Source organism: Nonomuraea sp. NPDC005692 (assembly GCF_040631115.1).
Taxonomy (GTDB): domain Bacteria; phylum Actinomycetota; class Actinomycetes; order Streptosporangiales; family Streptosporangiaceae; genus Nonomuraea.
This window is the reverse complement of record NZ_JBEXYU010000014.1, coordinates 44,529-71,033: the sequence shown is the minus strand read 5'-3', so window position 1 is coordinate 71,033 and position 26,505 is coordinate 44,529. Positions and strand designations below refer to the sequence as shown.

Below are 26,505 nucleotides of genomic sequence, written 5' to 3'. Positions count from 1 at the left end.
CTTGTCCGCCGAGGGCTAAAATCCGCGAAAACTTCTCACAACATGAGAGCCCATGACTACACTCCGTTCCACATTGATCACGTAGTGTGGGACCAATTGTCCAGTTCCACTGCACTTTGAGAGTGAGGCCATGGTCGACTTCGCAGGCGCGGCAGAGCTGGTCAGGCAGAAGGCCCCGCACGGGCGGGCACGCGGGGCGGGCGCGGAGCTGCTGGCCGTCCGGCTGGCCCACGCCGAGCGGCTGGGCAACATGGGCTGGGCCGAATGGAACCTGCGCACCGGGGCCGCCATCTGGTCCGACCAGGTCTACGCGATCTTCGGAAGAGACCGTGAGGAGGGGCCGCTGTCCCTTCCCGACCTGGCCGCCATGGTCGAGCCGGCCGACCTCGACGCGCTCGACCGGCTGCTGTGGCACGTGGTGGAGGGCGTCGAGCCCGTGCACGCCGAGTTCCGCGTCAGGCGCGGCACGGGCGAGCTGCGCGACCTGCGCGTCGTGCTCGAACCGCTGATGTCGCCCGGCGGCCCGGTCGGCATGCACGGCGTCATCCAGGACATCACCGGCCGCCGCAGGGCCGAGCGCATGATGTCGGAGTCGCGCCGCCAGCTCCTGGAGGCCCGCGAGCAGGCGGCCGAGGAGCGCAACGTGATGCTGGCGCTGCGCGAGGCCATCCTGCCCGCGCCCACCGGCTGCCTCGACCTGCCGGGGGCCAGGATCGCCGTCCGCTACGTGCCGGCCGAGAAGACCGCGAGCCTGGGCGGCGACTGGTTCGAGGCCGCGACCACGCCCGACGGCCGCCTGCTGCTGGCCATCGGCGACGTGTCGGGCCACGGGCTGCCCGCCATCGCCCACATGGCCCACCTGCGCCACGCCCTCGTCGGCCTCACCATGACCGGCCGGCCCGCCGACCGCCTGCTGTCGTGGCTCAACGACCTCGTCCTGCACCAGCTGAAGGACACCACCGCCACGGCCGTCATCGGCCACCTCGACCCCGCCACGCTGCTGTTCACCTGGGGGCAGGCGGGCAACCTCGACCCCATCCTGGTGCGCGGGGGCCGGGCGGCCCGGCTGGGCAGGCCGGCGGGCGTGCTGCTCGGCGCGGTCTCCGGGCGGCCCTACGAGCTGGCCCGCACCCGGCTGCGCCCCGGCGACCTGCTGCTGATGTTCACCGACGGGCTGGTCGAGCGGCGCACCCGCGACATCGACGTCGGCCTGGAGCTGGTGCTGGCGGCCGCCGGCGGCCTGTCCGCCCACGACCTCGAAGCCGGGCTCGACCGCCTCCTGGCCCGCATCGGCGGCCCCAACCCCGAGGACGACGCGTGCCTGCTGGCCGTCGCCGTCCCGGAGCCGGACGGGAGGGCGGCGGGAGTGCGACCATAGACGGGTGCTCATGCTTCTGGACACACCGTCCCTCTACTTCCGTGCCTTCTACGGCGTGCCCGAGTCGGTCAAGGCGCCCGACGGCTCCCCGGTCAACGCGGTGCGCGGGCTCATCGACATGATCGCCACGCTGGTCCGTCAACACTCCCCGACGGCGCTGGCCGCCACCATGGACGCCGACTGGCGGCCCGCCTTCAGGGTGGCGGCGATCCCGACCTACAAGGCCCACCGGGTGGCCCACGGCGACGTCGAGGAGGTGCCCGAGGCGCTGGTGCCGCAGATCGCCGTGATCAACCAGGTCCTCGACGCCGTGGGCATCGCCCGTCCCGAGTCGCCCGGCTACGAGGCCGACGACGTGATCGGCACCCTCACCCACCAGGCCGAGGGCGCCGTCGAGATCGTCACCGGCGACCGCGACCTGTTCCAGCTCGTCGACGACTCGCGCCCGGTCCGCGTCCTCTACACCGCGCGCGGCATCCGCAACCTGCAGTTCGTCGACGAGGCGTTCGTCACCGCCAAGTACGGCGTCCCCGGCCGCGCCTACGCCGACTTCGCCACCCTGCGCGGCGACCCCAGCGACGGCCTGCCCGGCGTGCCCGGCGTCGGCGAGAAGACGGCGGCGGCCCTGATCACCCGGTTCGGCTCGCTCGCCGCCCTGCTGGAGGCGCTCGACTCCGGCGTCACCGAGGGCTTCCCGGCCGGCAGCCGCAACCGCCTGGCCGCCGCCCGCGACTACCTCGCCGCCGCGCCCGCCGTGGTCGAGGTGGCCTCCGACGCGCCGCTGCCCGCCGCCGACCTGACGCTGCCCGACAAGCCGCGCGACCCGGAGGCCCTGGTGGCCCTGGCCGACCGCCACGGCCTCGACAGCCCGCTCAACCGCCTGCTGGAGGCGCTCAGGAGCTGAGGAACTCGCGCACGGCGTCCTGGGCCGCCTCGCGCAGGCGGCCGTGCACGGCGGCGTTCTCCTCGCGGTCGGTGCGCACCTCCACCACCCGCGGCCCCTCGCCGCGCATCGCCTTGGACAGCTCGCTGACGTCCCCGAGCAGCGTGTACGGCGTCCCGCTCGCGGCGGCGGCGTAGGCCAGGTCGACGCCGTGCGGCGTGCCGAAGACCCGCTCGAACGGGTCGCGCACCGCCGCCTGCGGCAGCAGCGAGAAGATGCCGCCGCCGTCGTTGTTGACGACCACCATGCACAGGTCCGGCCTGGGCTCGCGGGGGCCGAGGATCAGCCCGTTCTGGTCGTGCAGGAACGACAGGTCGCCGAGCAGCGCGTACGAGGGCCCGTTGTGCGCCAGCGCGGCCCCCATGGCCGTGGACACCAGCCCGTCGATGCCCGAGGCGCCCCGGCTGGCCATGAGCCTGATGCCGCGCCGCGGCCGCATGAACTGGTCGAGGTCCCTGATCGGCATCGAGGAGCCGCAGAACAGCAGCGCGCCGTTGGGCAGCGCGTCGGCCAGGTCGCGGGCCAGGCGCGGCTCGGAGGTGCCGGAGACGTCCAGGACCGCGTCGAGGGCCGACCGGACGGCCGTGTCGGCCTGCCGCCAGGCGTGCAGCCAGCTGTCGTCGCCGGAGGCCACCGGGATCTCCACGGCCTGCGCGACCTGGGTGGCCGACCTGGTGGGGTCGGGCCAGCGGTCGAGGTCGGGGGCGACCACGATGTGCTCGTCCGTCCGCTTCAGCCATGACAGCAGCGGCCGCGACAGGCCGGGCCGGCCCAGCGTGACGACCACGTCGGGGCGGTGGGAGTCGGCGAACTCGGGCGTGCCGAGCAGGTAGTGGTAGCTGGAGATGGAGTGGTCGCCGTAGCGGGCGCCGCCGTTGGGCTCCGACAGCACCGGCCAGCCGGCCATGCCGGCGGCGGCCACGTAGCGCCGGACGTTGGCCGCGCCGTCGCCCACGACGAGCACGCCGCGCCTGGTGGGCGGGATGTGCAGGGCGATGGGCGGGGGCGCGACGCGGGCCCGCACCCAGGGGCCGTTCGCGCCGCCGTCGAGCGGCTCGGACCAGCTCGTGTCGCCGTCGGGGATCAGCGGCTCACGGAAGGCCAGGTTGAGGTGCACGGGGCCGGGGTTGGCCGCCCCGGCGGCCCGCTGGTAGGCGCGGCAGGCCAGCGAACGCCAGTAGGCGACCATGCCGGGACGGTCTTCGGGCACGCCGACCTCGGCGAACCAGCGGACGGCGGTGCCGTACAGCTTGACCTGGTCGATCGTCTGGTTGGCGCCGGTGCCGCGCAGCTCGGGCGGACGGTCGGCGGTGAGGACGAGCAGCGGCACGCCCGACTCGTCGGCCTCGATCACCGCCGGATGGAAGTTGGCCGCGGCCGTGCCGGAGGAGCAGATCAGCGCCACCGGCCGCTCGGAGCGCTTGGCCAGGCCGAGCGCGAGGAAGGAGGCCGAGCGCTCGTCGATGCGGACGTGAAGGCGCACCCGCGACTCGGCGTGCAGCGCCAGGGCCAGGGGGGCCGAGCGGGAGCCGGGAGCGAGCACCACGTCGGTCAGGCCGCAGCGCACCAGCTCGTCGACGAGCACGGTGGCCAGCGCGGTTGCGGGGTTCAAAGTGACGCCTCCTGCATCCGGCCGAGCCACTGGGGAGATTCAATCTCAAATTCCGACAAATGCTGAAAATTCACCGAGGGGCGTCGCACCTCAAGCCAGCCGTCCACGGGCACCAGCGAGTCGTCCACCACGTCGCCCGCCAGCAACGACATCGTGCCGAGCCCGCACGCGTACGGCAGCGACGGCAGCGCCGCCGCCAGCGCGACCCCCGCGGCCAGACCCACGGACGTCTCCACGGCGCTGGAGACCACGGCGGGCAGCCCGCACGACTCCACCACCCGCAGCGCGGCGCGCACCCCGCCCAGCGGCTGCACCTTGACCACCGCGATGTCGGCCGCCTCGGCCGCCCTGACCCGCAGCGGGTCCTCGGCGCGCCGGATCGACTCGTCGGCCGCGATCGGCACGTCGACCGCCCTGCGCACCGCGGCCAGCTCCTCCAGGGTCGCGCACGGCTGCTCGGCGTACTCCAGGCCGAACCGGTCGAGCCGCTTGAGCCGGGTGACGGCCTCGTCGACCTCCCAGGCGCCGTTGACGTCGACCCTCAGCCGCCCGGAGGGCCCCAGGGCGTCACGCACCGCCTCCACCCGCGCCAGGTCGTCGGCGAACGTCTGGCCGCGCTCGGCCACCTTGACCTTCGCCGTGCCGCAGCCGGAGCCCCGCACCAGCTCGTGGGCCTGCTCGGCGTCGACCGCCGGGACGGTCGCGTTGACCGGGACGCGGTCGCGCACCGGCTCCGGCCAGCCTTCGAAGGCGGCCTCACGGGCGCATGCCAGCCAGCGGGCGCACTCGCGCGGACCGTACTCGGGGAACGGGGAGAACTCGCCCCAGCCCGCCGGGCCGTGCAGCAGCACGCCTTCCCTGACGGTCTGCCCGCGAAACCGCGTCCGCATCGGAATCCGGAAGACCACGGGAGAACGCGTCACGACCCTACCCTGCACCTGTGTCCGACCTGTCGCCATTAACCTTACGAGCATGTGGAGGAACCCGTCGCATCCGGACCGTCCGCTGCATGCCATTGTGCAGCCTCCCGGCCCCGGCCTTTTCACCGCGATCCGCGACGCGCTCTCCGGCGACGGCCCGGCCGTCCTGCCGCTCCAGCCGGGCCACGAGCACCAGGCCCTCCAGGCCCTGCGCCCCACGCACGCCGGCGGCGAGCCGTGGCCCGGCGGCGAAGGCGTCCCGGGCGACGTGGCGGTCGTCATCGCCACCAGTGGCAGCACCGGCGCGCCCAAGGGCGTGCAGCTGTCGGCCTCCGCGCTGCGCGCCTCGGCGTCGGCCTCGCTGAGCAGGATCGGGGCCGCCGAGGGCGACCGGTGGTTGTGCTGCCTGCCCGTCTCGCACGTCTCCGGCCTGCAGGTGCTGGTCCGCGCCCTGCTGTCGGGCAGCGAGCCGATCATCCACCCCTCCTTCGACGTGCGGGCCGTGCTGTCCTCGGGCGCCCACCACGTCTCCCTGGTGCCGACGCAGCTCCACCGGCTGGTCGAGGCGGGCGCCGACCTGTCGGTGTTCCGCACGATCCTGCTCGGCGGCGCGGCGCCCAGAGCCGGGCTGGTCGAGCGGGCCGTGGAGCTCGGCGCGCGGGTGTTCACCACGTACGGGATGAGCGAGACGTGCGGCGGCTGCGTCTACGACGGCCGCCCCCTTTACGATGTAGATCTCAAAATCGGCGAGGACGGCCTGATCAGGATCGCCGGGCCGGTGCTCTTCTCCGGCTACCGCTTCGGCGGGCGGACCGCGTTCGACGGCGACTGGTTCGTCACCTCCGACCTCGGCGAGCTGAACGGCGGCCGGCTGCGCGTGCTCGGCCGGGCCGACGACGTCGTCAACACCGGCGGCGAGAAGGTCGTGGCCGGCGTGGTGAGCGCGGTGCTCGGCACGCACCCCGAGGTCGCCGACGTGGCCGTGGCCGGACTGCCCGACCCGGAGTGGGGCGAGGCGGTCACGGCGTTCGTGGTGCCGGCCGACCCGGCCGCGCCGCCCACGCTGGCCGAGCTGCGCGCCTACTGCCGCGACCGGCTGCCCGCCCACGCCGCGCCGCGCGGCCTGCGCCTTCTCCCCCGCCTGCCGCTGCTGCCCAACGGCAAGACCGATCTCGTACGGCTGCGTACAGGAACCTGACGCGGTGCGGCTGCGTCATAACGGGGAGAGAAGGAAGGGAGCCTTCATGAACCAGACCCGCAAGATGTGGGCGTCCGCGGCGGTCGTCGGCGTGATCGTCGTCGGCGGCGCGTCGGTCGCGGCGGCCGCCTCGGCGGGCAAGCTCGACGCGGTCGCCAGGGAGACCCGGGCCGTGGTCGAGCAGACGTCGCCGACCGGCCGGCCGGTGCCCTCGCCCGGCGACACCGAGGGCGTCGTGGTCTCCACGGAGGTCAATCCCGATCCACGCGAGGTCATCGACTACTGGACCGACAAGCGCATGGAAGAGGCCGAGCCCATGCCCATGCCCGAGGGGACCGGAAGCTTCGAGGTGGCGGAGTAGTTCCCGCCTCCCGGGGGTGGCGCGCCCTCTGGGCGTTCCGCCCCTTTTTCATCCCTCCGGGAACAAATAGCGGTGGATGGCGTTATTGATACTGGTGCGCCGTGCGGAGATTGACCACCGCCCCACCACAACCTGCCTGATCGCTTCGACTCCGTACGGAGGAGGTGTCCTCATGCCCAGAACCGCCGTGGCGACCCCACCCGCGACTCTCGACCAGCTCATTGAACGAGGGCGAGCCCAGGGTCACCTTTCTCTGGCGGAGCTGCGTGACGCGTTCGCCGAGGCCGGCATCAGCCCCTCTGAAGGCCGCACGATCCTGCGCGAGCTCTCGGAGGCCGGTGTGAGCCTGGCTGCCGAGAACGAGCCGTCGCTGGCCAAGACCGCCGCCAGGAAGACCACCCAGAAGACCGCGAACAAGAGCGCCCCCAAGCCGAGGAAGGCTTCCGGGGCAAAGGCTACCGGCCGCACGGCCGCCGAGGCAAAAAACCCGGTGGACGGCAAGCCGGAGCACGAGGAGGACGTGGCCCCCGACGACCTCGAACTCACGGCCGAGGACGCCGAGATCGAGACCGAGGCCATGGACCTGGACGACACCCAGTCCGTGATGGGCGACTCGGTGCACACGTACCTGAAGTCGATCGGCCGCCGTACCCTGCTCACCGCCGCCCAGGAGGTCGAGCTGGCCCGCCGGATCGAGGCCGGCCTGTACGCCGAGTACAAGCTGGAGACCGACCCGGACGCGCCGCCGTCCGTGCGCGACGACCTGCACCTGGTCATCGAGGACGGCCGGCAGGCCAAGGACCACATGCTGGAGGCCAACCTGCGCCTGGTGGTCTCGGTGGCCAAGAAGTACACCGACCGCGGCATGTCCCTGCTGGACGTCGTCCAGGAGGGCAACCTGGGGCTGATCAGGGCCGTGGAGAAGTTCGACTACACCAAGGGCTTCAAGTTCTCCACCTACGCCATGTGGTGGATCCGGCAGGCCATCCAGCGCGGCTTCGCCGACTCCGCCCGGACGATCCGGCTGCCCGTGCACGTGCTGGAGATGCTCTCCAAGCTGTCGCGGGTCGAGCGGGACATGCACCAGAGGCTGGGCCGCGAGCCCACGCCCGAGGAGCTGGCCGTCGAGCTCGACAAGACGCCGGACCAGATCGAGGAGCTGCTGCGCACCAGCCGCCAGCCGATCTCGCTCAACGCGACCATCGGCGAGGACGGCGAGACCACGATCGGCGACCTCATCGAGGACGTCGACTCGCCGGAGGCGTCGGAGATCGTCGACCGCCAGCTGCTGGGCGACCAGCTGCGCGGCGTGCTCGACAACCTCTCGCCGCGCGAGGCGAAGATCATGGCCCTGCGGTTCGGCCTGGTGGACGGCAAGCCGCACACGCTGGACGAGATCGGCAAGCACCTCGGCCTGACCCGCGAGCGCATCCGCCAGCTGGAGAAGGAGTCGCTGTCGAAGCTGCGCCACCCGAGCAACACCCGCCCCCTGCTCGACTGGGCCAGCTGACCCGCACCGCCCCGGCCGTCACCGTCAGGCCCTGACGGTGACGGGCCTGGAACGCACGAATAGCCCCGGCGCGCACGGCGCCGGGGCTTTCGTGTGCCTTCGGTCAGACGGTGGCGGGCACCGGCCGGGGCACGCGCGGGATGCCCCACATACGGTTCTCCTCGCGCAGCGTACGCAGCCGGTCGACCTCGGCCGTCCACATGGCCCCGCGGGGGGTGGCCCTGGCCTTGCGACGCGCGATGCGGTCGTCGTACGAACGTACGCCGAACGTGGCCCGCTGCCCGGCCTCGGCGGCCCGCAGCGCCTCGGTCAGCGCGACGTCGAACGCCCGGCCCGCCGCCAGCAGCTCGATCTCGTCGGCCGCGGCGGCACGCAGGTCGCGCACGATCTGCTCGGCCTGCCTGGCCTTGTCAAGCAGCTGCGGGAAGCCCTTGGAGATCTCCTGGTCCGCGTGGTAGCGAACCTCGGCCTCCCGGCTCACGCGCGGACGGAAAAACGCCATCGACCCTGCCCTTCACGCAGTCTTTGCTGTTCAACCCACAAGGGTACGCCGTCCGACACCGCCTCAGAACACCGGGCGACGGACGGGGCCGCCCAGTAAGATGATCACCATGCCCGCAAAGAGACCTCCCGTCCCACTCTCCCGCGAGCGCATCATCGAGGCCGCACTCCACATCGCCGACAGCCAGGGGCTGCGCCGGCTCACCATGCGCCGGCTGGGCGACGCTCTGGAGGTGGAGGCCATGGCCATCTACCACCACCTGCCCCGCGGCAAGGAGGCGCTGATGGACGCGCTGGCCGAGCACGTCACGTCCGTGCACGTGGAGCAGGCCGCCACCTGGCAGGAGACGGCCAGGGCGTGGTGCCGGGCGGGCCGGGAGCTACTGCGCGAGCATCCGGGCGTGCTCGCGCTGGCCCTGACCAAGCCACCCAAGGGCGCCACCGCCGTCGCCATCAGGGAGCAGACCGAGCAGCTCGCCGAAGGGGGCCTGAGCGACGCCCCGGAGGCCGTGCGCGCGCTGCGGGCGTTCGTGTTCGGCAGCGTGGCGGTCGAAGTCCAGCAATCAGGATGGGCTGACCCAGAAGTCGATGAATGGGTCAGGCGAGACGAAAGAGCGGATGTGGACTTCGAAAGAGGGCTCGACGCTTTGCTCAAGGGGTTGCAAACGTAGTGCGCGTGTCGCGCTTGGCCCGTTATCCTGCATAAGGCACGCTGTGTCGAAGGTCACACGACCGGGGGATCCTCCTGTAACAGTCCGAACGGGCTATGTCGGACCGTGTGACACACGTCGCACACTTGCCAGAACAACAAACCCGAGCCGCTCCCGTCCCTCTCCCGGGAGCACCCACGAGATATCGGAGGCACGCCGATGTGCCCGCACGACCCGGCCTGTCCGTCTGCCGAGGCGCCGGACCGCGAGGCAGCACGCACCCTCGCATGCCACCCCGAGCAGGGGTGGAGCCTTCTCTGCAACGGCGTCGTCCTGTTCGAGGACACCGGGGAGCTCCTGCCCAGCGGCACCGTCATCGCGCCGCACCGGCCCGACCCCCTGGTGGGCGCCGCCTGACGGCGGCGTAGCCGCCGATCCACCGGGCCACGACCTCGCCCACCCGGGCGGGGTCCCGCTTCAGGTCGTGGCCCTCGCCCGGCAGCACCACCAGCCGGGCGCAGTCCGCGGGATCCGGCACTCCGAACGGATCCCGGTCCCCGTTGACCACCAGCACGTCCACGCCGGCCCCGCGCAGCTCCTCCGCCCTGGACCGCTCCGGCTTGCCGGGCGGGTGCAGCGGGAAGGCCAGCGCCACCACCGCCGCCGCGCCCACCGCCGAGGCCGTACGGCAGGCCACCCGGGCGCCGTTGCTCCGGCCGCCCTGCACCAGCGGCAACCCCGGCCATCCGGCGCGCAGCTCGCCCAGCACCGCTTCCCAGGCCTCGTCCTGCCTGGCGGCCGACCCCGGCGCCCGCGCCCCCGCGACCCGGAACGCCTGCGACACCCTGGCCACGGTCGCCCCCACCCCGAGCGCGGCGTCGCGGACGGCCAGCAGGTCGGGCGCGTCCACTCCCCCGGCCGAGCCGTGGGTCAGCACCAGCAGCAGCCGGGGCTCGGCCGCCTCGTCGACCTGCACCAGCGCCGGCCCCCTCGGAGTCATGATCTCCATGGCAGCACCGTACCTGGGGAGGATCCGCCGTTGGCCCCCAGGTCTGATGACGGCGCGCCGGACAACCGGGATGATGACCCTTATGCCAGAGATGCGCCCCATCCGGGATGACCTGCAGGCCACCCTCGACGCCCGCCGCGACCTCGGTCCCGACTACGAGGCCGCGCTCGTCGAGTCCTTCGTCGAACGGCTCGACGCCACCATCGCCGCCCGCGTCCAGGCCGAGCTGGACGGCCACGGCCTCGCCCCGGCCAAGCCCAGGCAGCGGCAGAACAACGGCGCGGCGATGATCCCCATCGCGCTGGGCTCGATGGGCCTCGGCATCCCGCTGACCGCCATCGCGGCCGGCAACTCGGGGCTGGTCGGCCTGACGATCACGTGGCTGGCGATCGTCGCCATCAACGTGGCCGCCGCCGTGGCCATCATGCGCCGCGGCTGAGCCCTCTCCGGCCGCACTCAGGGGCCGCACTCAGGGGCCGCGCTCAGCGGGCGGTCAGGTGTCGCGGTGGAAACGCAGCCGGACCTCGGCGGCCATGGTCAGGTCCTCGTGTTCGAGGCCGTAGGTCCACACCTGGCCGGCGTCCTCGGTGCGCCCGCGCAGCGGCAGCGTGCGCGCCAGCAGCTCGATGGCCAGGGCGCCCGTCTGGGGGTCGGCCCCGCTCTCGACGGCCTCGGCGAACTCCGCGCAGGCCAGCTCCAGGTGCGCGATGCCGAGCAGCACCCGCAGCCCAGGCAGTTCCCGCGCCGGGGCGAACTCCAGCGCGTCCAGCAGCAGCCCGGCCGCCTCCCCCGGGTCGCCGTACTCCAGCAGCGTCTCGGCGAGCTGGCGGGCCGCGTGCGCGGCGGCCTCGGCGTCGCCGGCGTCGAGACTCGCGTCGAGGGCGGAGCGCAGCTCCTTGCCGGCCTCCTGCGGGCTGCCGGCCAGCCGAGCCAGCGCGAGGTGCGCCAGCGGGACGTAGGCCGGCGTGCCGACGCCGAGCACGGCCTGCCAGGCGGCCCTGGCCTGGTCGTCGCGGCCCTCGCGTTCGAAGCCCTGGGCCAGGTGGCAGGCGGCCTGGGCGGCGTACTCGGGATGGCCGGTGGCCAGCGCGGTGCGGGCCGCGGCTCGGGCGGCCTCGGTGTCGCCGCGCTCGTCGAGCACCACGGCCAGCCCCACGGCCGCCTGGGCCCGGTCGGGGCTGTCGTGGTCGGCGACCAGCTCGGTCAGTATCGCCGCCGCACCCTCGAGGTCGCCGCCCTCGGCCAGGCGGCGGGCGGTGTCGAGAGGCGGGGTCTCCAGCTCTGAGAACGTCAAGAGAGCTCCTTCCGGCGACGGATCGCACCGAGCCTAACGGCTCGTCGCGATCATGTCTGCTCACTTGACGGTGTGGGACTGGCCGGGTCCGGCGCGGGCCCCCGGACGGGGACCCGCGGCGGCGGATCAGTCCTCGTACGCCTCCAGCGGCGGGCAGGAGCACACCAGGTTACGGTCGCCGTACGCCTGGTCGATGCGGCGCACCGGCACCCAGTACTTGCCCTCGCGCAGCGAGGCCACCGGGTAGGCCGCCTCGGTCCGCGAGTACGGGTGGGCCCACTCGTCGGCGGTGACCGACTCGGCCGTGTGCGGCGCGTTGCGCAGCGGGTTGTCGGTCTTGTCGTAGTCGCCCGAGGCCACCTTGGCGATCTCGCCGCGGATGGCGATCATGGCGTCCACGAACCGGTCGAGCTCGTCCAGGTCCTCGCTCTCGGTCGGCTCGATCATCAGCGTCCCGGCCACCGGGAACGACATGGTCGGCGCGTGGAAGCCGTAGTCGATCAGGCGCTTGGCCACGTCGTCGACGGTGACGCCGGTCTCCTTGGTGATCTGGCGCAGGTCCACGATGCACTCGTGGGCCACCAGGCCGCCGCGGCCGGTGTAGAGCACCGGGTAGTGCGGGGCCAGCCGCCGGGCCAGGTAGTTGGCCGACAGGATGGCCTGCTCGGTGGCCGCCGTGAGGCCCTCGGAGCCCATCATCCGCACGTACGCCCACGAGATCGGCAGGATGCCCGCCGAGCCGTACGGGGCGGCCGAGACCGGGCCGACCGGGCCGCCGTCGCGCAGCGGGTGGCCGGGCAGGTAGGCCGCCAGGTGACCGCGGACCGCGACCGGGCCGACGCCGGGGCCGCCGCCGCCGTGCGGGATGCAGAACGTCTTGTGCAGGTTGAGGTGGGACACGTCGGCGCCGAACTCGCCCGGCTTGGCCAGGCCCACCAGGGCGTTGAGGTTGGCGCCGTCGACGTAGACCTGGCCGCCGGCCTCGTGCACCTTGGCGCAGACCTCGGTGATCGACTCCTCGTACACGCCGTGCGTGGACGGGTACGTCACCATGATCGCGGCGAGCTTCTCGCGGTGCTTGGCGATCTTGGCGTCGAGGTCGGCCAGGTCGATGTTCCCGTCGCTGTCGCAGGCCACGACCACGACCCGCATGCCCGCCATGACGGCGCTGGCCGCGTTCGTGCCGTGGGCCGAGGACGGGATCAGGCACACGTCGCGCCCGGTGTCGCCGTTGGCCTGGTGGTAGGCCCGGATGGCCAGCAGACCGGCGAACTCGCCCTGGGAGCCGGCGTTCGGCTGGATGGAGACCGCGTCGTAGCCGGTCACCTCGGCCAGCCAGCCCTCCAGGGTGCCGATGAGCTCCCGGTAGCCCTCGGTCTGGGCCTCCGGCGCGTACGGGTGCACGCCGGCGAACTCCGGCCAGGTGATCGGCTCCATCTCGGTGGTCGCGTTCAGCTTCATCGTGCACGAGCCGAGCGGGATCATCGAACGGTCGAGCGCGATGTCCTTGTCCTGGAGCCTGCGCAGGTAGCGCAGCATCGCGGTCTCGGAGCGGTGGCTGTGGAAGACCGGGTGGGTCAGGTAGTCCGACTCGCGCAGCAGCTCGGCCGGCAGCGCGTCGGCCTCCAGCGCCACCTCCTCGCGCTCGACGCCGAAGGCGGCCCACACCTTGACCAGCTCGGCCGCGCCGGTCTTCTCGTCGCAGGCGATCGAGACGTGGTCGTCGTCGGCCTGCCACAGGTTGACGCCCCGCTCGGCGGCGGCGGCCACCACCTCGGCGGCCCTGCCGGGCACGCGGACGAGCACGGTGTCGAAGAACTCGCCGTGCACAACCTCCAGGCCGGCCTCGCGCAGCCCGCCGGCCAGCGCGACGGCGTGCCGGTGCACGCGATGCGCGATCCGGCGCAGGCCCTCGGGGCCGTGGTAGACGGCGTACATGCCGGCGATCACGGCCAGCAGGACCTGGGCGGTGCAGATGTTGCTGGTGGCCTTCTCGCGGCGGATGTGCTGCTCGCGGGTCTGCAGGGCCAGCCGGTAGGCGGGGTCGCCGTCGACGTCGACCGACACGCCGACCAGGCGGCCGGGCATCTGCCGCTGCAGGCCCTCGCGTACGGACATGTAGGCCGCGTGCGGCCCGCCGAACCCGAAGGAGACGCCGAAGCGCTGGGAGGAGCCGATGGCGATGTCGGCGCCCAGCTCGCCGGGAGCGGCCACGAGCGTGAGGGCAAGCAGGTCGGCGGCAGCCACGACGATCGCGCCCGCCTCGTGCGCCCTGGCGGCCACGTCGCGGAAGTCCCGCAGACGGCCCGAGGCGCCCGGGTACTGGACGAGCACGCCGAAGCACTCGGGCAGCTCGCCGTCGAGGTCGTGCTCGACCAGCGTGATGCCGAGCGGCTCGGCGCGGGTGGCCAGCACGGCCTTGGTCTGGGGCAGCGTGTCGGCGTCGACCACGAACACGTCGCTCTTGGACTTGCCGGCCCGGCGGGCCAGCGTCATGGCCTCGGCCGCGGCGGTGGCCTCGTCCAGCAGGGAGGCGCCGGCGACGTCGAGGCCGGTCAGGTCGGAGACGACCGTCTGGAAGTTCAGCAGCGCCTCCAGGCGGCCCTGCGAGATCTCCGGCTGGTACGGCGTGTACGCGGTGTACCAGCCCGGGTTCTCCAGCAGGTTGCGCCGGATGACGGCGGGCGTGACGGTGTCGTGGTAGCCCAGGCCGATCATGGAGGTCAGCACCCGGTTGCGGGAGGCCAGTTCGCGCAGCTCGGCGATGGCCTCGGTCTCGCTCGCGGCGGCCGGCAGCTTGAGCCGGTCCTTGACCCTGATGGCCTCGGGCACGGCCACGGCCACCAGATCGCCGACGGACTCGAAGCCCACCGCCTCGAGCATGCGCTGCTGCTCGGACTCGGATGGGCCGATGTGCCTGGACGAGAACGGCGGAGCGGACAGGTCGGTCATGGAGGTTGCCTCCCGAGGCTTGGAGACCGGCGCCAGGGCGCGGGCGAGTGCCGGATCTCCCCCTCTGTCATCGCGACGTCATCGCGACCTGAGAGCTTCACCCCACCGTGGGGCTTGCACCGTCGGTGAGGTGCGCCTGGCGGGCGCACCTGCTTTCCAGAGTTGCCTCACCCGAGCGGTACGGGATGCCTGAGAGATTCCGGGGAGGGTTGCTCCTTCGGCGCCCCAGGACCGAAGCCCAGGGACTCTCCCGCACGGGGTCATCAGCCTTACTCTGTCCTAGATTACTACGGTGTGTTCAGCGGTTCAGCTCACCCCGTGCGGCGTGCGCGGCGCCGCTTGGCGAGCTCGTCAGTGGGATGGTCGGCCGGGACGGTGTCCTCGACCGCCGCCCGTTCCCCCGGCAGCTCCGCGAGGGAGCCCTCGACCTCTCGCCAGACCCGGCCGAGCGCGATGCCGAACACGCCCTGGCCGCCCTGGAGGAGATCGATCACCTCGTCGGCCGAGGTGCACTCGTAGACGCTGACTCCGTCGCTCATGAGCGTGATCTGCGCGAGGTCGGCGACCCCGCGGTCACGCAGGTGCTGCACCGCGGTGCGGATCTGCTGCAACGACACTCCGGTGTCGAGCAGCCGCTTGACGACCTTGAGCACCAGGATGTCGCGGAAGCTGTAGAGCCGCTGCGAGCCCGAGCCGTGCGCGGCTCTTATCGTGGGCTCGACCAGGCCCGTGCGCGCCCAGTAGTCGAGCTGCCTGTAGGTGATGCCGGCCGCCGAGCAGGCTGTGGGCCCGCGGTATCCGATGTCGTCGGGCAGCGTCGCGGGCTGCTCGTCGAAGAGCAGGCCCTGCTCTCCGGCACGCTGCCGCGCGCTCTCGCGCCGCACCGGATCTTCCTGGCCGGCCGTCTTTCCCTCGCCGCTGCTGACCGCCACGCGGACCTCCGGCTTTCTCTCATCCCATGGCCTGATCTGGGGGTTCGTAAAGGGCGACCACGGGTTTCACTTGCACCGTAGGACCGTGACCATGCTCAGTCAACGATCCGGCTCGGCGCGTCGTGAAGCGTAAATGCACTGAAATACCTACCCCGCCCTGCCGAAGTCCTCGGGAGTGATCGTGTCAAGGAACTCCCTGAACTTCTCCACCTCGTCCTCCTGGTCGTCAGGGATGATCACACCGGCCTCCTGGACCACCTCTTCGCTGGCGAAGATGCGCGCGCCGGTGCGCAGCGCCAGGGCGATCGAGTCGGAGGGCCGGGCGCTGACCTCCACGCCGTTGGAGAACACCAGGTCGGCGAAGAAGATGCCGTCACGCAGGGCCACGATGTTGACCGCGCGCAGCCCGACGCCGAGCGCGCTCAGCACGTCCCTGAACAAGTCGTGGGTGAGCGGCCGGGGCGGCGGCTCCTCGGCCTGCGCCAGGGCGATCGCGGTCGCCTCGGTCATGCCGATCCAGATCGGAAGGAACCGTTCCCCGTGTGCCTCCTTGAGCAAGACGATCGGCTGATTTGTGGGCATCTCAACTCGAACGCCCACGACCTCCATCTGCAACACGGGCTGCTCCGTATTCGACCGGCCGGTCGCCCGGCACAGCTGTTGACTGGGTCGTTTCTGCTACACGCTTGTGCATTTCAACGTAACACCCGGCAGGCCTGGAATGTGCCCCGGCCTTCCAGCTCTGTGCCCTCAGCGGCCCAGGACAGACCTGACGCCGACGCGGACCAGGGAGGCGTGCAGGTCGAGCAGGAGCGTGGACAACTCCCTGGCAGCCTCGTCGGCCTCGCCGATGGCGCCGGGCGCGCGGCGCTTGAGTATGGGCGCGACGGTCTGCTCGACCAGCCCGCACTCCCGCTCGGCGGCGACCTTGACCGCGCGCAGGTGGCGGGCGTGCAGGCCGAAACGGGCCAGGGCGCCGACGCTGCGCGCGATCTTCAGCGCCTCCTCGTCGTAGCGCCTGGCCACGGGGGTGAGCAGGCCGTAGTCCTCCAGCTCGGCGAGGGTCTCCTCGTCGATGCCGGCCGCCTCCAGCAACTGGGCCCGGTCGTACCGGATCTCCTGGGTCTGCTGCACCGCGCGCGGACGGCCGAAGCTCTCGGCCATCTTGTCCTTGATCACCCGCAGCGGCAGGTAGTGGTCGCGCTGCTCGGTCAGGATGAAGCGCAACTGCTCGACGTGGAGATGGGTGAACTTGCGGTAGCCCGAGGGGCTGCGCTCGGGCTCGATCAGCCCCTCGCCCTCCAAGAAGCGGATCTTGGACACGGTGACGTCGGGGAACTCGCCCTGCAGCAGGGCGAGCACCTCCCCGATGCTCATGTGCGAGCGTGCCGCCTGTGAGCTCATGCGCCGGCGTTGACCCTCATCAGGAAGACGAGGCGGAACTTGCCGATCTGCACCTCGTCTCCGGAGTGCAGGGGGACCTCCTCGATGCGCTCCCGGTTGACGTAGGTGCCGTTGAGGCTGCCCACGTCGCGTACGGAGAACTGGCCACCGCGGTGGCGGTAGAACTCGACGTGGCGGCGGGAGACGGTGATGTCGTCGAGGAAGATGTCGCTCTCCGGGTGGCGCCCGGTCGTGGTGAGGTCTTTGTCCAGCCGGAACCGGCTGCCCTGGTTGGGCCCTCTGGTCACCGTGAGCAACGCCGTGCCGGGCGGGAGCTGTTCGACCAGCGCCCGTTCGGCCAGGAGCATGTCGCCTGTCTCAGCCTCGTACGCCTCGATTCCCGCGACCGAGATCGTCGACGTGGTGTCCCCGGAGACCTCGGGTCTGGTCAGCGGTGACCCACAGCGGGAACAGAAACGGGCATCCTCGGGGTTGGCGTGCCCGCACTGCGTGCAGTAGACGCTCGGCATCGATCGGCTCGGCCTCCTACCGCGAAGACGCGGCGACGGTGCTGGGGACGCGCCTGCCTTCGCTCTTCAAGTTTGCGAATGCCGCAACTTACGCTGATCAGCGGCAAAGGTCAAGGCGGGGCGCTGGACTGCGGTTCGGACGCTGACAAAGTTACCGCCGCCCCCACCCCGTGGTCCATGCCGCCGCGCGTTTCTACATTACGATCTTGCGGCACTCCGCGCGCACATCTCGGGCGACGGCTTTTCCGCTACTCTACGTGATCAGACGGCTGCCCGCTCGACCACGCGGGCCCACCGTTCGAGCAGCGCCTGTGCGCCGTCCATGTCGGGGGCCTCGGCCCACAGGTCGGTGACCGGCTCGGCGGCGGCGGGCAGGATCAGCACCCACGACCCGTCGTCGCGGGCGACCCGCACGCCGTCGGTGGTGTCCACGCGCCAGCCGTCGGGCTCGGCCTCGGCGGCCTCGATGACCGAGCGCATGACCGCGCCCTTGGCCGCCCACTGGGTCGGCACGCTCCGTCGCAGCAGCTTGACCTCGGGGATCCTGGCGTCGATCTGGCTGAGCGACAGCCGGGTGCGGGCCACCAGCCCCAGCAGGCGCATGAACGCGGCCAGGCCGTCGATGGCCGGGCTGAACTCCGGCACGACGAACCCGCCGCGCCCGTCGGCCGCGAAGATCATGTCGGGGCCCTGGGCGGCGGAGGTCAGGGCGTCGAGCGCGGTCGAGGTCCACTGCACCTGCACGCCGTGGAAGCGGCAGACCTGCTCGGCGACCCGCGTGGTGGTGACCGGCAGGGCCACCCGGCCGCCCCGGCGCTCGGCCGCCACCAGGTCCAGCACGACCAGCAGGGCGCGTTCCTCGCTGATGAGCTGGCCGGTCTCGTCCACCAGCGCGATGCGTTCGCCGACCGGGTCGAAGCGCACGCCGAACGCCGCCCGCGAGGAGCTGACCAGCTCCGACAGGCGTTGCAGGTCGCGGCGGCGCTCGGCCAGCGTCTCGGTGGGCGAGACGTCGTCCAGCCGGGCGTTGACGGTGAGCACCTCGACGCCGGCGCGGCTGAGCAGCGTGGGCATCACCAGGGAGGAGGTGCCGCCGGCGCAGTCGACCACGACCTTCATGTCCTTGACGCCGGTGACGCCGATGGCCCGCATCAGCTCGTGCGTGTAACCCTCGACGGCCCTGGCCGGGTAGTGCAGCTCGGCGATCTCGCCGGGGAAGGCGCGCCGGTACTCCTGGCGGGAGAAGACGCGCTCCAGCTTGCGCTGGGCGGCCGGGGGCAGGTCGGCGCCACGGTCGTCCATGATGACGATGTCGACGCTCTGCGGGTCGCCGGGCGTGGTGCGCAGGGCGATGCCGCCGGCGGCCGACTCGCGGGCGGTGTGGAAGCGGGCCACGGGCAGCGGCGCCGCCTCCAGGTCCAGGACGTTGATCGCGGCGGCGGTCAGGGCGCCGATGACGGCCCGCTTGAGCGCCCTGGCGGCCAGGGAGCAGTCGCGGGAGGTGACGACGTAGGCGCCCTTGCGCAGGGTGGTGGCGTACGCGCCGGCCAGGCGGACGCACAGCTCGGCGGTGATCTCGACGTTGACCAGGCCGCTGACCCCGCGCGGGCCGAACAGGTTGCGCTGTCCGCGCGACTCCCAGATGACGCTGGTGTTGACGACCGCGCCGGCCTCGATGGTCTTGAACGGGTAGACCTTGACGCCGCTGGAGACGTACGCCTCGGCCTCGATGACGCATTCGTCGCCGATGACGGCGTTCTCCTCGACGCGGGCGCCGCCCATGACGTCGGTGCTCTTGCCGATCACGCAGCCGCGCAGGTGGGCGCCGGGACCGAGGTAGACGTTGTCGTGGACGACCGCGCGGTGCAGGAAGGCGCCCTCGCGCACGACCGCGTTGTTGCCGAGCACCGTGTACTCGCGCAGTTCGGCGCCCGCCTCCACCTTGGCGTAGTCGCCGATCAGCAGCGGGCCCTTCAGGACGGCGTCGGGGTCGACCGTGGCCGAGTCGGCCACCCAGACGCCCGGGGAGAGCTCGAAGCCGCCGATGTCGAGACGGACCCGGCCGGACAGCGCGTCGGCCTGGGCCTTGAGGTAGCTGGCGTGGGTGCCGACGTCCTCCCAATAGCCGGCGGCGACGTAGCCGTAGATGGGGGCGCCGCGTTCCAGGAGGGCGGGGAAGACGTCTGAGGACCAGTCGACCGGTTCGCCGTCGGCCACGGCGTCGAGTATCTCGGGTTCCATGACGTAGATGCCGGTGTTGACGGTGTCGGAGAAGACCTGGCCCCAGGTGGGCTTCTCCAGGAAGCGCTGAACGCGTCCGCTCTCGTCGAGGATGATGATCCCGAATTCGAGCGGGTTGGGAACGCGTTTCAGACCGATGGTGACAAGAGCCGAATTTTCGCGATGAAAACGGATCATGTCGGATAAGTCGATATCCGTGAGGGCGTCGCCGGAGATGACCAGGAAGCGGTCGTCGCGCAGGCGGGCGGCGGCGTTCTTGACGCTGCCCGCGGTGCCGAGCGGCAGGTCCTCGGTGGCGTACTGGAGGTTCATGCCCAGCTCGTCGCCGTCGCCGAAGTAGTTGCGCACGAGGGCGGCCAGGAACTGCAGGGTGACGACCGTCTCGGTGATGCCGTGCCGTTTGAGCAGGCGCAGGACGTGTTCCATGATCGGGCGGTTGGCCACCGGGAGCAGAGGTTTGGGCTGGTTGGCGGTCATCGGACGCAGCCGAGTCCCCTCCCCGCCCGCCATGACGACCGCCTTCACCCGATCACTCCTTCGTGGTCGCGGTTACGAGTTGGCGCACCTGCACCACATACAGGATCCCTGCCCACCAATACAGGCCCGTGCCCCAGATCGCGAAGGCCCACCCGGCAATTCGCGCTATATCGGCATACCACCCGGTGTGGGAGGCGAGGAAGAGCAGCGGGAAGGCGTACATGAGGTTGAACATGGCGGCCTTGCCCAGAAAATGCACCTGAAGTGCCTTATATCCGTGTTTGCGAAGTACGGGGAACGAACAGGCGACGAAGAGCTCCCGCGCCACGATGACGGCCACCAGCCACCACGGGATGACCTCGCGCAGCAGCAGCGCCAGGATCGTGGCGAAGACGTACAGCTTGTCGGCGGCCGGGTCGATCACCCGGCCGAGCTTGCTGGTCTGGTTGAACGCGCGAGCGATCTTGCCGTCGAGCCAGTCGGTGAACCCGGCCACGATGAGGATGGCGATGGCCCACCCGTCCGCCCTGGGGCCCAGAACCAACCAGAGGAACACGGGCACGCCGAGCAGGCGCAGGAAGCTCAGCAGGTTGGGAACCGTCCAGATCCGGTCCTCGGCGGAAGTTTCGCTCACGCAGAGACCCTACTGCGTGGAACTCCGGCACAGACGCCCCACCAGCGACCATTCCCCGCTCGCACTCCCCCGGCTGGACGCGGGGCCGATGGGGGTTGGTGGCGTTTCGCGGCATGTGGGGGCGGGAAAGGGCTGGATGATCGATCCCCCCGCGCTGCCTGCCTGCCTTGGGGGGATCGGATGTGGCCCTGGGAGTCCGGCGTGCTGCGGGACGCGCCGGAGATCGCCTTGTTCCTCTGCCTGGCCCTCGGGTTCGCCCTGGGCCGGCTCAGGTTCCGCGGGGTGGCCCTCGGCGGCGCGGCCGGGACGCTGGCCGCCGCCCTCGCCGTCGGGCTGCTGACCGGCGGCGTCGAGGTCCACCAGCAGGTGCGCGTGATCGCCTTCTCGATCTTCGCCTTCACCCTCGGCTACACCCTCGGGCCCGCCTTCTTCGCCGCGTTCTCCGGGCGCAACCTGCGGTTCCTGTGGTTCACGGTCGTCGAGGTCGTCGGGGCGCTGGCGGTCGCGGCGCTGGTGGCGGACGCGCTCGGGCTGGACCCGGGCACCACGGCCGGGCTGGTCGCCGGGGCGGCGGCCGGGCCGGTGGCCCTGGGCACGGCGGCCGACGCCCTGCAGGCCGCCGGGATCGCGCAACAGTCGCTCGGGCCCGCGTACGTCCTGTCCTATCTCCTCGCCCTGGTCACCATCGCGCTGCTGACCGTCAGGGCCGCGCCCGCGGCGCTCCGGTTCGACCCCGGGGAGGAGGCCGCGGCGCTGTGGCGGCGGCTGGACGGCGCGGAGGAGACGCCGCCGCCGGCCGTGCTGGGCCGGGCCCACCAGGTCACCACCGGCGAGGGCAGGACGGTCGGGCAGGCGGAGATCGCGATGGGCACCCGGGTCTCGGTGGAGCGGCTGCGCAGGAACGGCCGGCCGATCCCGTTCGGCCCCGGCACGCTGCTGCAGCGGGACGACGAGGTCGTGGTGGTCGGCGTGCGGCAGGACGTCGTCAACGCCGCCGCGGTGGTCGGGCCCGAGGTGCCCGGCGGGCGGGAGCTCGACCTGAACCTGGAGGTGGCCGACGTCATGCTCGGGGGCCGGCCGCCGGCGACCGTGCGCGACCTGCGCGCCGGGCTGCCCGGCCAGGGGGTGCAGGACCTGCACGTGTGCGAGGTGACGCGGGTGGGGTGCCGGTTGCCGGTCAGGCCCGGGACGGAGCTGTGCGCCGGTGACGTGGTGCGGGTGACCGGGATGAAGCGGGACGTGGACCGGGCGGCGTCCTGGCTCGGGGCGCGGGCGGACGCCGGGCGGCGGGCCGACGTCGTCTACCTGGCCGCCGGGCTCGTGGCGGGGCTGGTGGCGGGCCTGGCGGGCGGCCTGACGGCGTCGCTCGGGTGCCTGGCGGCCGGGCTGGTGTTCGGCCGGGCACGGGCGGGACGGGCCGGCTTCGGGCAGTACGACGCGGGCGCCGCCCGGGTGGTGGGCGAGGTGGCGCTCGGCGTGTTCGTGGCGGCGCTCGGGCTGTCGGCCGGGCCGGCGGCGGTGGAGCTGGTGGGGCGGCACGCCTGGCAGGTGACCCTGGGCGCGGTCGCCACGGCCGCCGTGCCGGTGGTGATCTCGCTGGCCATGGGGGCCAAGCTGATGATGTTGCCGCCGCCGCTGGTGCTGGGCGCGGTGACCGGGCAGCACGGCCTGACGACCGTCCTCGGCGGGGTGCGCGGCATGTCGGGGAACGGGACGCCGCTGCTGGCCTACACGGTGGTGCACGCGTTGTCGGGAGCCGTGCTGGCCCTGCTGGGCCCCGCCGCGGTGGCCCTGGCCCGGTGGCTGGGCGCCTGAGCGCCACCGGCTCCTCGGGGCGGTCAGGTGCGCAGGAAGGCGTGGGTGTGGCCCACCGGCTCGAAGCCGAGGCGGGCGTAGAACTCGCGCGGCCAGTCGGCGGCGTCGGCGACCAGGAACGTCAGCTCGCTGCCGGCCGTGGCGGCCAGCAGCGCGGTCAGCAGGGCGCGGGCGAAGCCCTGGCCGCGGTGGCGCTCCAGGGTGTAGACGTTCTCGATCTGGGCGACGCCTTCGTGCACGTAGAGGTCGGCGTGGGCGGCGATCTGTCCGCCGGGGGCGCGTACGGCGTGGAACTCGACCCGGTCCGCGCCGGACGCGCGGGCCACGGCGCGGGCGGCGAGCCCGTCGACCACGCCCTGCGACGCCTGCGGCAGCGAGGCGCGCCACTCCTCGCGCAGCACGGGCAGCAGCTCCTCCAGCGTGAGCCGCTCGGTGGCGGCGGCCGCTGAGGGGCGGGCGCCGCGGAAGGCCATGACGACGTTCGTCTCGTGGCCGTAGCCGGCGGCGGCGAAGGCGGGCCGGAACTCCTGGCCCAGCCGGTCGTCGTCGACGCACACCAGCCGGTGGCCGAGCCCGGCGAGCCGTTCCTCGGCCGCCGCGAGCACCGGCCCCGGGCCGCCGCTCCAGACGACGAGCTTGTTGTCGTCGTGCGACATCGGGTAGCGCTCGTCGAGCACCGCGAACCCGCCGGGGACCGGCGCCACGACGGGCGCCTTGCGACGGGCGAAGGCGTGCACGAAGGAAAGGGCCCGGGCCAGCTCGTCAGCCACCGCGCGCGGCTCGCAGGAAGGCCCTGATCAGGGCGGAGTCCTTGACGCCCGGCGCGGTCTCGACGCCGCTGGACACGTCGACCCCCCACGGGCCGGCGGCCTCGACGGCCTCGGCCACGTTGGCCGGGTCGAGCCCGCCGGCCAGCATCCACCGGCCGGACGGGCGGCCGCGCACCGCCGCCCAGTCCCAGGGCTCCCCCGAGCCGGGACGCGGGGCGTCGACGATGAGCAGGTCTTCGTCGTAGGCGCCGCACCGCAGGTCGGCGGCGGCGTCGACGGCCCGCACGAGCGGCCGGCCGAGGTCTTTCAGCGCGGTGAAGTCGGCGTGGGGGTGGTGGCCGTGCAGCTGCACGGCGCGCACGCCCGAGGCCAGCGCGGCGGCCCTGACCTCCTCGGGGGTCTCGCCCCGGAAGACGCCCACGGTGAGCACGTGGGGCGGGATCGGCGCGGCCAGCTCGGCCGCCCGCTCGGGCGTGACCCTGCGCGGGCTCCGGGTGAGCACGAACCCGATGGCGTCGGCACCTGCCTCGACGGCGGCCTCGACGTGCTCGGGCTCGCTCAACCCGCAGATCTTCACATACACATCTCTGACCTTAGCGGCGCCGCGACGCCGACGGCGACCACGACCAGATCAGCAGCGCGCCGATGAGGCCGAACAGCAGCACCCCGTTGGGCAGGTGGGCGCCCAGCCAGAGCCAGGTGACGTGCTGGAGGCCGCCGACGACGAACAGCGCGACGCTGGCCCACACCGGCCAGCCGGCGCCGCGGCCGGGCCGCCAGACCAGGATCGCCAGCACGATCTGCACGAGCGCCACCAGGTGGACGACCATGCCCGCCATGACGTGCGTCTCGGCCACCGGCCCGCCGCCCGCCGAGACGGCCTGCCCGGCGAACGAGGCGGCCACGAGCAGCGCGGCGGCCTGGGCGATGATGGCGACGCGCAGGCTGTAGAGCAGCCCCGCCGACACCTGCCGCGTCGTGCCGGGACGCGGCATGACCTGTGTCTCCCCCATGATGTGGATCCTTTCTGCGAACGAAGGACCCATATCGTGTCGAGGACGGCCGCATACGGTCGTCAGCCTGCGGGATGACCTCCCGATCCCCCACGTGGCGGACGGACCGGGCGGAAGGCGGCGTCCACGAGACCGGAGCGGTGGGCGACCACGGCGGCCTGGATGCGGTTGCGCAGGCCGAGCTTGTCCATGGCGGCGGCGATGTGCGTCTTGACGGTGGTGACGCCGACGTGCAGTTCCTCGGCGATCTCGGCGTTGGACAGGCCGGTGCCGACCAGCGCCAGCACCTCCAGCTCGCGCTCGGTCAGCCCGGACGGCGGCGGCGTGGCGGCCTGCTCCTCGGCGGCCAGGAACCGTTCCACGACCCGGCGCAGCACCGAGGGGGCCAGCAGCTGCTCCCCCGCGGCGGCCCTGCGCACGGCGTCGACCATGCGTTCCGGCTCGTCGTCCTTGACCAGGAAGCCGACGGCGCCGGCGCGCAGGGCGGCGTGCACGTCGGCGTCCTCGGCGAACGTGGTGAGCACGACCACGCGGGCTCCGGGGCGGGCCGCCAGCACCCGCCTGGTCGCCTCCAGGCCGTCGACGCGGGGCATGCGCAGGTCCATGAGGATGACGTCGGGCACGTGGCGTTCGGCCAGGCGGACGGCCTCGGCGCCGTCCTCGGCCTCGCCCACGACCTCCATGTCCCCCGCGGCCTGCAGCAACATGCGCACGCCCGCGCGGACCAGCGCCTGGTCGTCGGCCACCAGCACGCGGATCACGCGGCGCTCCTGGCGGGCAGGCTGGCCAGCAGCAGCCAGCCGCCGTCGCCGTCGGGGCCGGCGCTGAGGGTGCCCCCGAGGGCGCGCACCCGCTCGCGCATGCCGGCCAGGCCACGGCCGGAGGAGGGCAGCCGCTCGATGACGGTGGGCGGGCGGCCGTTGCGGATCTCGATGGACAACCCTTCCTCTGCGGGGGCCACGGTGACGCGGACCCGGGTGCCGGGTCCGGCGTGTTTGAGCACGTTGGTGAGGCCTTCCTGGACGATGCGCGCGGCGGAGGCGCGGGCGATGAGCGGGGCGCGGTCGCTGGCCGGGTCGAGGTCGAGGTGGACGACGAGGCCGGCGGCGGCCATGCGTTCGGCGGACTCGCGGACCACGTCGGCCGGGTTGGCCAGCAGGTCGGGGCCGCGGTCGGGGTCGCGCAGCAGGTCGAGCAGGTCGCGCAGGTCCTGCAGCACCTGGTGGCCGGTCTCGCGGATGTCGGACAGCGCGTCGGCGACCGGCCCGTCGGGCGCGGTGTAGCGGGCGGCGCTGGCGCGCAGCACCATGGCGCCGACGTGGTGGGCCACGATGTCGTGCACGTCGCGGGCGATGCGCTCGCGCTCGGCGAGCTGGTCGGCGCGTACCTGGGCGACCGCGAGCCGGGCCGACTCCTCGGCGCGCAGGCGTTCGGCGGCGGCGGCGGCCCGGCGCATGCCGAGGTAGCGGCCGATCGCGATGGGCGTGGCCACCAGCGTCATCAGCACGCCGACGCGGAGCGGGGTGATCTCGGTGCCGTCGCCGACGACGGCGATGGCGGCCAGCAGGCAGCCGGTGAGGTACGCGGCCCCCGTCCAGGCCCAGGAGGCGACGCGCATGGAGAACACGCCGATCGCGATGAGCGTGAGGATCAGGCAGGTGTTGACGGAGTCGTTGAGGTAGGTGTCGGCGGCGATCAGCAGCACGCCCTGCAGCAGCAGGACCAGGCCGGGCAGGCGCCGGGCGACGCCGAGCGACAGCCCGCCGACCACGGCCAGCAGGCCGATCACCCACACCGGCAGCGCGCCGCTGTGCCAGGAGGTCCAGGTGCTGAGCACGGTGATGGCCACGCCGCCGGCGGCCAGCAGCGCGTCCGGCGTGACGTCGCGCTCCTCCAGCCGCTCGGCCGAGCTGCGCAGGTAGGCCCCCAGGACGGTGGGGAAGACGGGCAGCAGCACCGAGTACATCCAGGTGTTGCCGGTCATCGCGATGCCGGGGTCGGCGATGTTGACCGCCGTGGCCAGCACGGTGGCGCCCACGCCGACCAGGGCGGCCCGCCCCGGGACGCGGAAGCCGACCACGCCGAGCGCGACGCAGATGAGGATCTGCGCGGTGTTGGAGGTGTAGGAGCCGAGCTGGTCGCTGAGCACGAGGAAGGCGGCCAGGTAGAGGGTGACGACCAGCGGCCGCCGCCGGACGAACCCCATGGGCAGGCCCACCAGAAGGGCCATGGGGATGTTCATCGACGCCGGCAGGTACGCGGTGTCGCCCGCGTGGGCCGTCGTCAACAGGTCCAGCCCCACGCCAGATGCCGCGAGCAGGACATCGAGCGGCACACCACGCCAACGCATGGGCTCACGCTATCCACCCTCGACCGATACCT

At 72.7% G+C, this 26,505-nt stretch carries 26 protein-coding genes and 1 riboswitch; of the genes, 9 read left to right on the top strand and 17 right to left on the bottom strand.

From position 1 onward, the window contains the following. The first annotated feature begins 130 nt into the window (after positions 1-130). Together ABZ459_RS27120 and ABZ459_RS27115 are read left to right on the top strand one after the other, a co-directional pair. Positions 131-1,378 carry a SpoIIE family protein phosphatase gene (locus tag ABZ459_RS27120; protein ID WP_357975642.1) on the top strand — a complete coding sequence of 416 codons (1,248 nt, stop codon included), beginning with the start codon at positions 131-133 and terminating at the stop codon, positions 1,376-1,378. A 10-nt stretch (positions 1,379-1,388) separates the two neighbouring features. Further along, the gene (locus tag ABZ459_RS27115; protein WP_357976047.1) at positions 1,389-2,282 is read left to right on the top strand and encodes a 5'-3' exonuclease; all 894 of its coding nucleotides are present in this window, start codon (positions 1,389-1,391) and stop codon (positions 2,280-2,282) included. Here the strand turns inward: ABZ459_RS27115 and menD are convergent. Further along, a complete protein-coding gene (gene menD / locus ABZ459_RS27110) occupies positions 2,272-3,933 on the bottom strand; it encodes a 2-succinyl-5-enolpyruvyl-6-hydroxy-3-cyclohexene-1-carboxylic-acid synthase (protein WP_352326798.1) in 1,662 nt (553 codons plus the stop codon). The two genes, ABZ459_RS27115 and menD, sit on opposite strands and share 11 nt — an antisense overlap. Then, positions 3,930-4,856 (bottom strand): o-succinylbenzoate synthase, encoded by a 927-nt coding sequence (locus ABZ459_RS27105; protein WP_357975638.1) that lies wholly within the window; start codon positions 4,854-4,856, stop codon positions 3,930-3,932. The genes menD and ABZ459_RS27105 overlap by 4 nt, the downstream gene beginning before the upstream one ends. A gap of 49 nt (positions 4,857-4,905) precedes the next feature. On the opposite strand from ABZ459_RS27105, the gene ABZ459_RS27100 reads away from it, so the two are divergent. The 3 genes from ABZ459_RS27100 (at position 4,906) to ABZ459_RS27090 (ending at position 7,922) form a co-directional block, all read left to right on the top strand. After that, positions 4,906-6,051, top strand: coding sequence for an AMP-binding protein (locus tag ABZ459_RS27100; protein WP_357975636.1), 1,146 nt, complete (start codon positions 4,906-4,908; stop codon positions 6,049-6,051). Between the two features lie 46 nt (positions 6,052-6,097). Further along, positions 6,098-6,412 carry a hypothetical protein gene (locus ABZ459_RS27095; protein WP_357975633.1) on the top strand — a complete coding sequence of 105 codons (315 nt, stop codon included), beginning with the start codon at positions 6,098-6,100 and terminating at the stop codon, positions 6,410-6,412. A 172-nt stretch (positions 6,413-6,584) separates the two neighbouring features. Next, positions 6,585-7,922: an RNA polymerase sigma factor gene (locus tag ABZ459_RS27090; protein ID WP_357975630.1), complete on the top strand. Its 1,338-nt coding sequence runs from the start codon at positions 6,585-6,587 to the stop codon at positions 7,920-7,922. 103 nt (positions 7,923-8,025) lie between these two features. On the opposite strand, the gene ABZ459_RS27085 is transcribed toward ABZ459_RS27090, so the two are convergent. Then, complete coding sequence (locus tag ABZ459_RS27085) at positions 8,026-8,424, bottom strand: hypothetical protein (protein ID WP_352331214.1); 399 nt, start codon at positions 8,422-8,424, stop codon at positions 8,026-8,028. Positions 8,425-8,533: 109 nt separating this feature from the next. Here ABZ459_RS27085 and ABZ459_RS27080 point away from each other — a divergent pair, with 109 nt between their 5' ends. Together ABZ459_RS27080 and ABZ459_RS27075 are read left to right on the top strand one after the other, a co-directional pair. After that, entirely contained in the window at positions 8,534-9,094 is a 561-nt protein-coding gene (locus tag ABZ459_RS27080; RefSeq protein WP_357975627.1) for a TetR/AcrR family transcriptional regulator C-terminal domain-containing protein, read from the top strand. 198 nt (positions 9,095-9,292) lie between these two features. Continuing rightward, a complete protein-coding gene (locus ABZ459_RS27075; protein ID WP_125637444.1) occupies positions 9,293-9,490 on the top strand; it encodes a DUF5999 family protein in 198 nt (65 codons plus the stop codon). Here the strand turns inward: ABZ459_RS27075 and ABZ459_RS27070 are convergent. Next, a complete protein-coding gene (locus tag ABZ459_RS27070; protein ID WP_357975625.1) occupies positions 9,447-10,082 on the bottom strand; it encodes an alpha/beta family hydrolase in 636 nt (211 codons plus the stop codon). The two genes, ABZ459_RS27075 and ABZ459_RS27070, sit on opposite strands and share 44 nt — an antisense overlap. A gap of 82 nt (positions 10,083-10,164) precedes the next feature. On the opposite strand from ABZ459_RS27070, the gene ABZ459_RS27065 reads away from it, so the two are divergent. Further along, a complete protein-coding gene (locus ABZ459_RS27065; RefSeq protein ID WP_357975622.1) occupies positions 10,165-10,521 on the top strand; it encodes a hypothetical protein in 357 nt (118 codons plus the stop codon). Between the two features lie 54 nt (positions 10,522-10,575). Here the strand turns inward: ABZ459_RS27065 and ABZ459_RS27060 are convergent, their stop codons facing one another. The 8 genes from ABZ459_RS27060 to ABZ459_RS27025 form a co-directional block, all read right to left on the bottom strand. After that, positions 10,576-11,376 (bottom strand): hypothetical protein, encoded by an 801-nt coding sequence (locus tag ABZ459_RS27060; RefSeq protein WP_357975619.1) that lies wholly within the window; start codon positions 11,374-11,376, stop codon positions 10,576-10,578. A 126-nt stretch (positions 11,377-11,502) separates the two neighbouring features. Further along, complete coding sequence (gcvP, locus tag ABZ459_RS27055; RefSeq protein WP_357975616.1) at positions 11,503-14,328, bottom strand: aminomethyl-transferring glycine dehydrogenase; 2,826 nt, start codon at positions 14,326-14,328, stop codon at positions 11,503-11,505. Positions 14,329-14,494: 166 nt separating this feature from the next. After that, positions 14,495-14,591: riboswitch (glycine riboswitch) on the bottom strand. Positions 14,592-14,639: 48 nt separating this feature from the next. Further along, positions 14,640-15,260, bottom strand: a complete 621-nt coding sequence (locus ABZ459_RS27050; protein WP_357975614.1) for a MerR family transcriptional regulator — start codon at positions 15,258-15,260, stop codon at positions 14,640-14,642. A 147-nt stretch (positions 15,261-15,407) separates the two neighbouring features. Then, positions 15,408-15,878, bottom strand: coding sequence for a bifunctional nuclease family protein (locus tag ABZ459_RS27045; RefSeq protein WP_090771501.1), 471 nt, complete (start codon positions 15,876-15,878; stop codon positions 15,408-15,410). Between the two features lie 132 nt (positions 15,879-16,010). After that, complete coding sequence (locus tag ABZ459_RS27040) at positions 16,011-16,637, bottom strand: MerR family transcriptional regulator (protein ID WP_357975611.1); 627 nt, start codon at positions 16,635-16,637, stop codon at positions 16,011-16,013. Between the two features lie 23 nt (positions 16,638-16,660). Further along, positions 16,661-17,173 carry an FHA domain-containing protein gene (locus ABZ459_RS27035; RefSeq protein WP_352325615.1) on the bottom strand — a complete coding sequence of 171 codons (513 nt, stop codon included), beginning with the start codon at positions 17,171-17,173 and terminating at the stop codon, positions 16,661-16,663. Between the two features lie 261 nt (positions 17,174-17,434). Beyond that, positions 17,435-19,939, bottom strand: a complete 2,505-nt coding sequence (locus tag ABZ459_RS27030) for a mannose-1-phosphate guanyltransferase (RefSeq protein WP_357975607.1) — start codon at positions 19,937-19,939, stop codon at positions 17,435-17,437. Between the two features lie 4 nt (positions 19,940-19,943). Next, entirely contained in the window at positions 19,944-20,525 is a 582-nt protein-coding gene (locus ABZ459_RS27025; protein WP_352350843.1) for a CDP-alcohol phosphatidyltransferase family protein, read from the bottom strand. A 180-nt stretch (positions 20,526-20,705) separates the two neighbouring features. Between ABZ459_RS27025 and ABZ459_RS27020 the strand changes: the two genes are divergently transcribed. Next, the gene (locus tag ABZ459_RS27020; protein ID WP_357975604.1) at positions 20,706-22,340 is read left to right on the top strand and encodes a hypothetical protein; all 1,635 of its coding nucleotides are present in this window, start codon (positions 20,706-20,708) and stop codon (positions 22,338-22,340) included. Positions 22,341-22,363: 23 nt separating this feature from the next. Here the strand turns inward: ABZ459_RS27020 and ABZ459_RS27015 are convergent, their stop codons facing one another. The 5 genes from ABZ459_RS27015 to ABZ459_RS26995 form a co-directional block, all read right to left on the bottom strand. After that, a complete protein-coding gene (locus ABZ459_RS27015; RefSeq protein ID WP_357975602.1) occupies positions 22,364-23,110 on the bottom strand; it encodes a GNAT family N-acetyltransferase in 747 nt (248 codons plus the stop codon). Next, positions 23,103-23,693 (bottom strand): phosphoribosylanthranilate isomerase, encoded by a 591-nt coding sequence (locus ABZ459_RS27010; RefSeq protein WP_357975599.1) that lies wholly within the window; start codon positions 23,691-23,693, stop codon positions 23,103-23,105. Before ABZ459_RS27010 ends, ABZ459_RS27015 begins: the two co-directional genes overlap by 8 nt. Before the next feature lie 10 nt (positions 23,694-23,703). Then, positions 23,704-24,123, bottom strand: coding sequence for a hypothetical protein (locus ABZ459_RS27005; RefSeq protein ID WP_357975597.1), 420 nt, complete (start codon positions 24,121-24,123; stop codon positions 23,704-23,706). A 62-nt stretch (positions 24,124-24,185) separates the two neighbouring features. Next, entirely contained in the window at positions 24,186-24,884 is a 699-nt protein-coding gene (locus ABZ459_RS27000) for a response regulator transcription factor (RefSeq protein WP_357975594.1), read from the bottom strand. Next, positions 24,881-26,473, bottom strand: coding sequence for a histidine kinase (locus ABZ459_RS26995; RefSeq protein WP_357975591.1), 1,593 nt, complete (start codon positions 26,471-26,473; stop codon positions 24,881-24,883). The genes ABZ459_RS27000 and ABZ459_RS26995 overlap by 4 nt, the downstream gene beginning before the upstream one ends. Positions 26,474-26,505 lie beyond the last annotated feature (32 nt).

Excerpts from the sequence above, each read along its gene's own strand:
- ABZ459_RS27120 (WP_357975642.1), top strand. The coding sequence starts at position 131 with ATGGTCGACTTCGCAGGCGCGGCAGAGCTGGTCAGGCAGAAGGCCCCG.
- ABZ459_RS27115 (WP_357976047.1), top strand. The coding sequence starts at position 1,389 with ATGCTTCTGGACACACCGTCCCTCTACTTCCGTGCCTTCTACGGCGTG.
- ABZ459_RS27100 (WP_357975636.1), top strand. The coding sequence starts at position 4,906 with ATGTGGAGGAACCCGTCGCATCCGGACCGTCCGCTGCATGCCATTGTG.
- ABZ459_RS27095 (WP_357975633.1), top strand. The coding sequence starts at position 6,098 with ATGAACCAGACCCGCAAGATGTGGGCGTCCGCGGCGGTCGTCGGCGTG.
- ABZ459_RS27090 (WP_357975630.1), top strand. The coding sequence starts at position 6,585 with ATGCCCAGAACCGCCGTGGCGACCCCACCCGCGACTCTCGACCAGCTC.
- ABZ459_RS27085 (WP_352331214.1), bottom strand. The coding sequence starts at position 8,424 with ATGGCGTTTTTCCGTCCGCGCGTGAGCCGGGAGGCCGAGGTTCGCTAC.
- ABZ459_RS27080 (WP_357975627.1), top strand. The coding sequence starts at position 8,534 with ATGCCCGCAAAGAGACCTCCCGTCCCACTCTCCCGCGAGCGCATCATC.
- ABZ459_RS27075 (WP_125637444.1), top strand. The coding sequence starts at position 9,293 with ATGTGCCCGCACGACCCGGCCTGTCCGTCTGCCGAGGCGCCGGACCGC.
- ABZ459_RS27070 (WP_357975625.1), bottom strand. The coding sequence starts at position 10,082 with ATGGAGATCATGACTCCGAGGGGGCCGGCGCTGGTGCAGGTCGACGAG.
- ABZ459_RS27065 (WP_357975622.1), top strand. The coding sequence starts at position 10,165 with ATGCCAGAGATGCGCCCCATCCGGGATGACCTGCAGGCCACCCTCGAC.
- gcvP (WP_357975616.1), bottom strand. The coding sequence starts at position 14,328 with ATGACCGACCTGTCCGCTCCGCCGTTCTCGTCCAGGCACATCGGCCCA.
- ABZ459_RS27040 (WP_357975611.1), bottom strand. The coding sequence starts at position 16,637 with ATGAGCATCGGGGAGGTGCTCGCCCTGCTGCAGGGCGAGTTCCCCGAC.
- ABZ459_RS27035 (WP_352325615.1), bottom strand. The coding sequence starts at position 17,173 with ATGCCGAGCGTCTACTGCACGCAGTGCGGGCACGCCAACCCCGAGGAT.
- ABZ459_RS27020 (WP_357975604.1), top strand. The coding sequence starts at position 20,706 with ATGTGGCCCTGGGAGTCCGGCGTGCTGCGGGACGCGCCGGAGATCGCC.
- ABZ459_RS27005 (WP_357975597.1), bottom strand. The coding sequence starts at position 24,123 with ATGGGGGAGACACAGGTCATGCCGCGTCCCGGCACGACGCGGCAGGTG.
- ABZ459_RS26995 (WP_357975591.1), bottom strand. The coding sequence starts at position 26,473 with ATGCGTTGGCGTGGTGTGCCGCTCGATGTCCTGCTCGCGGCATCTGGC.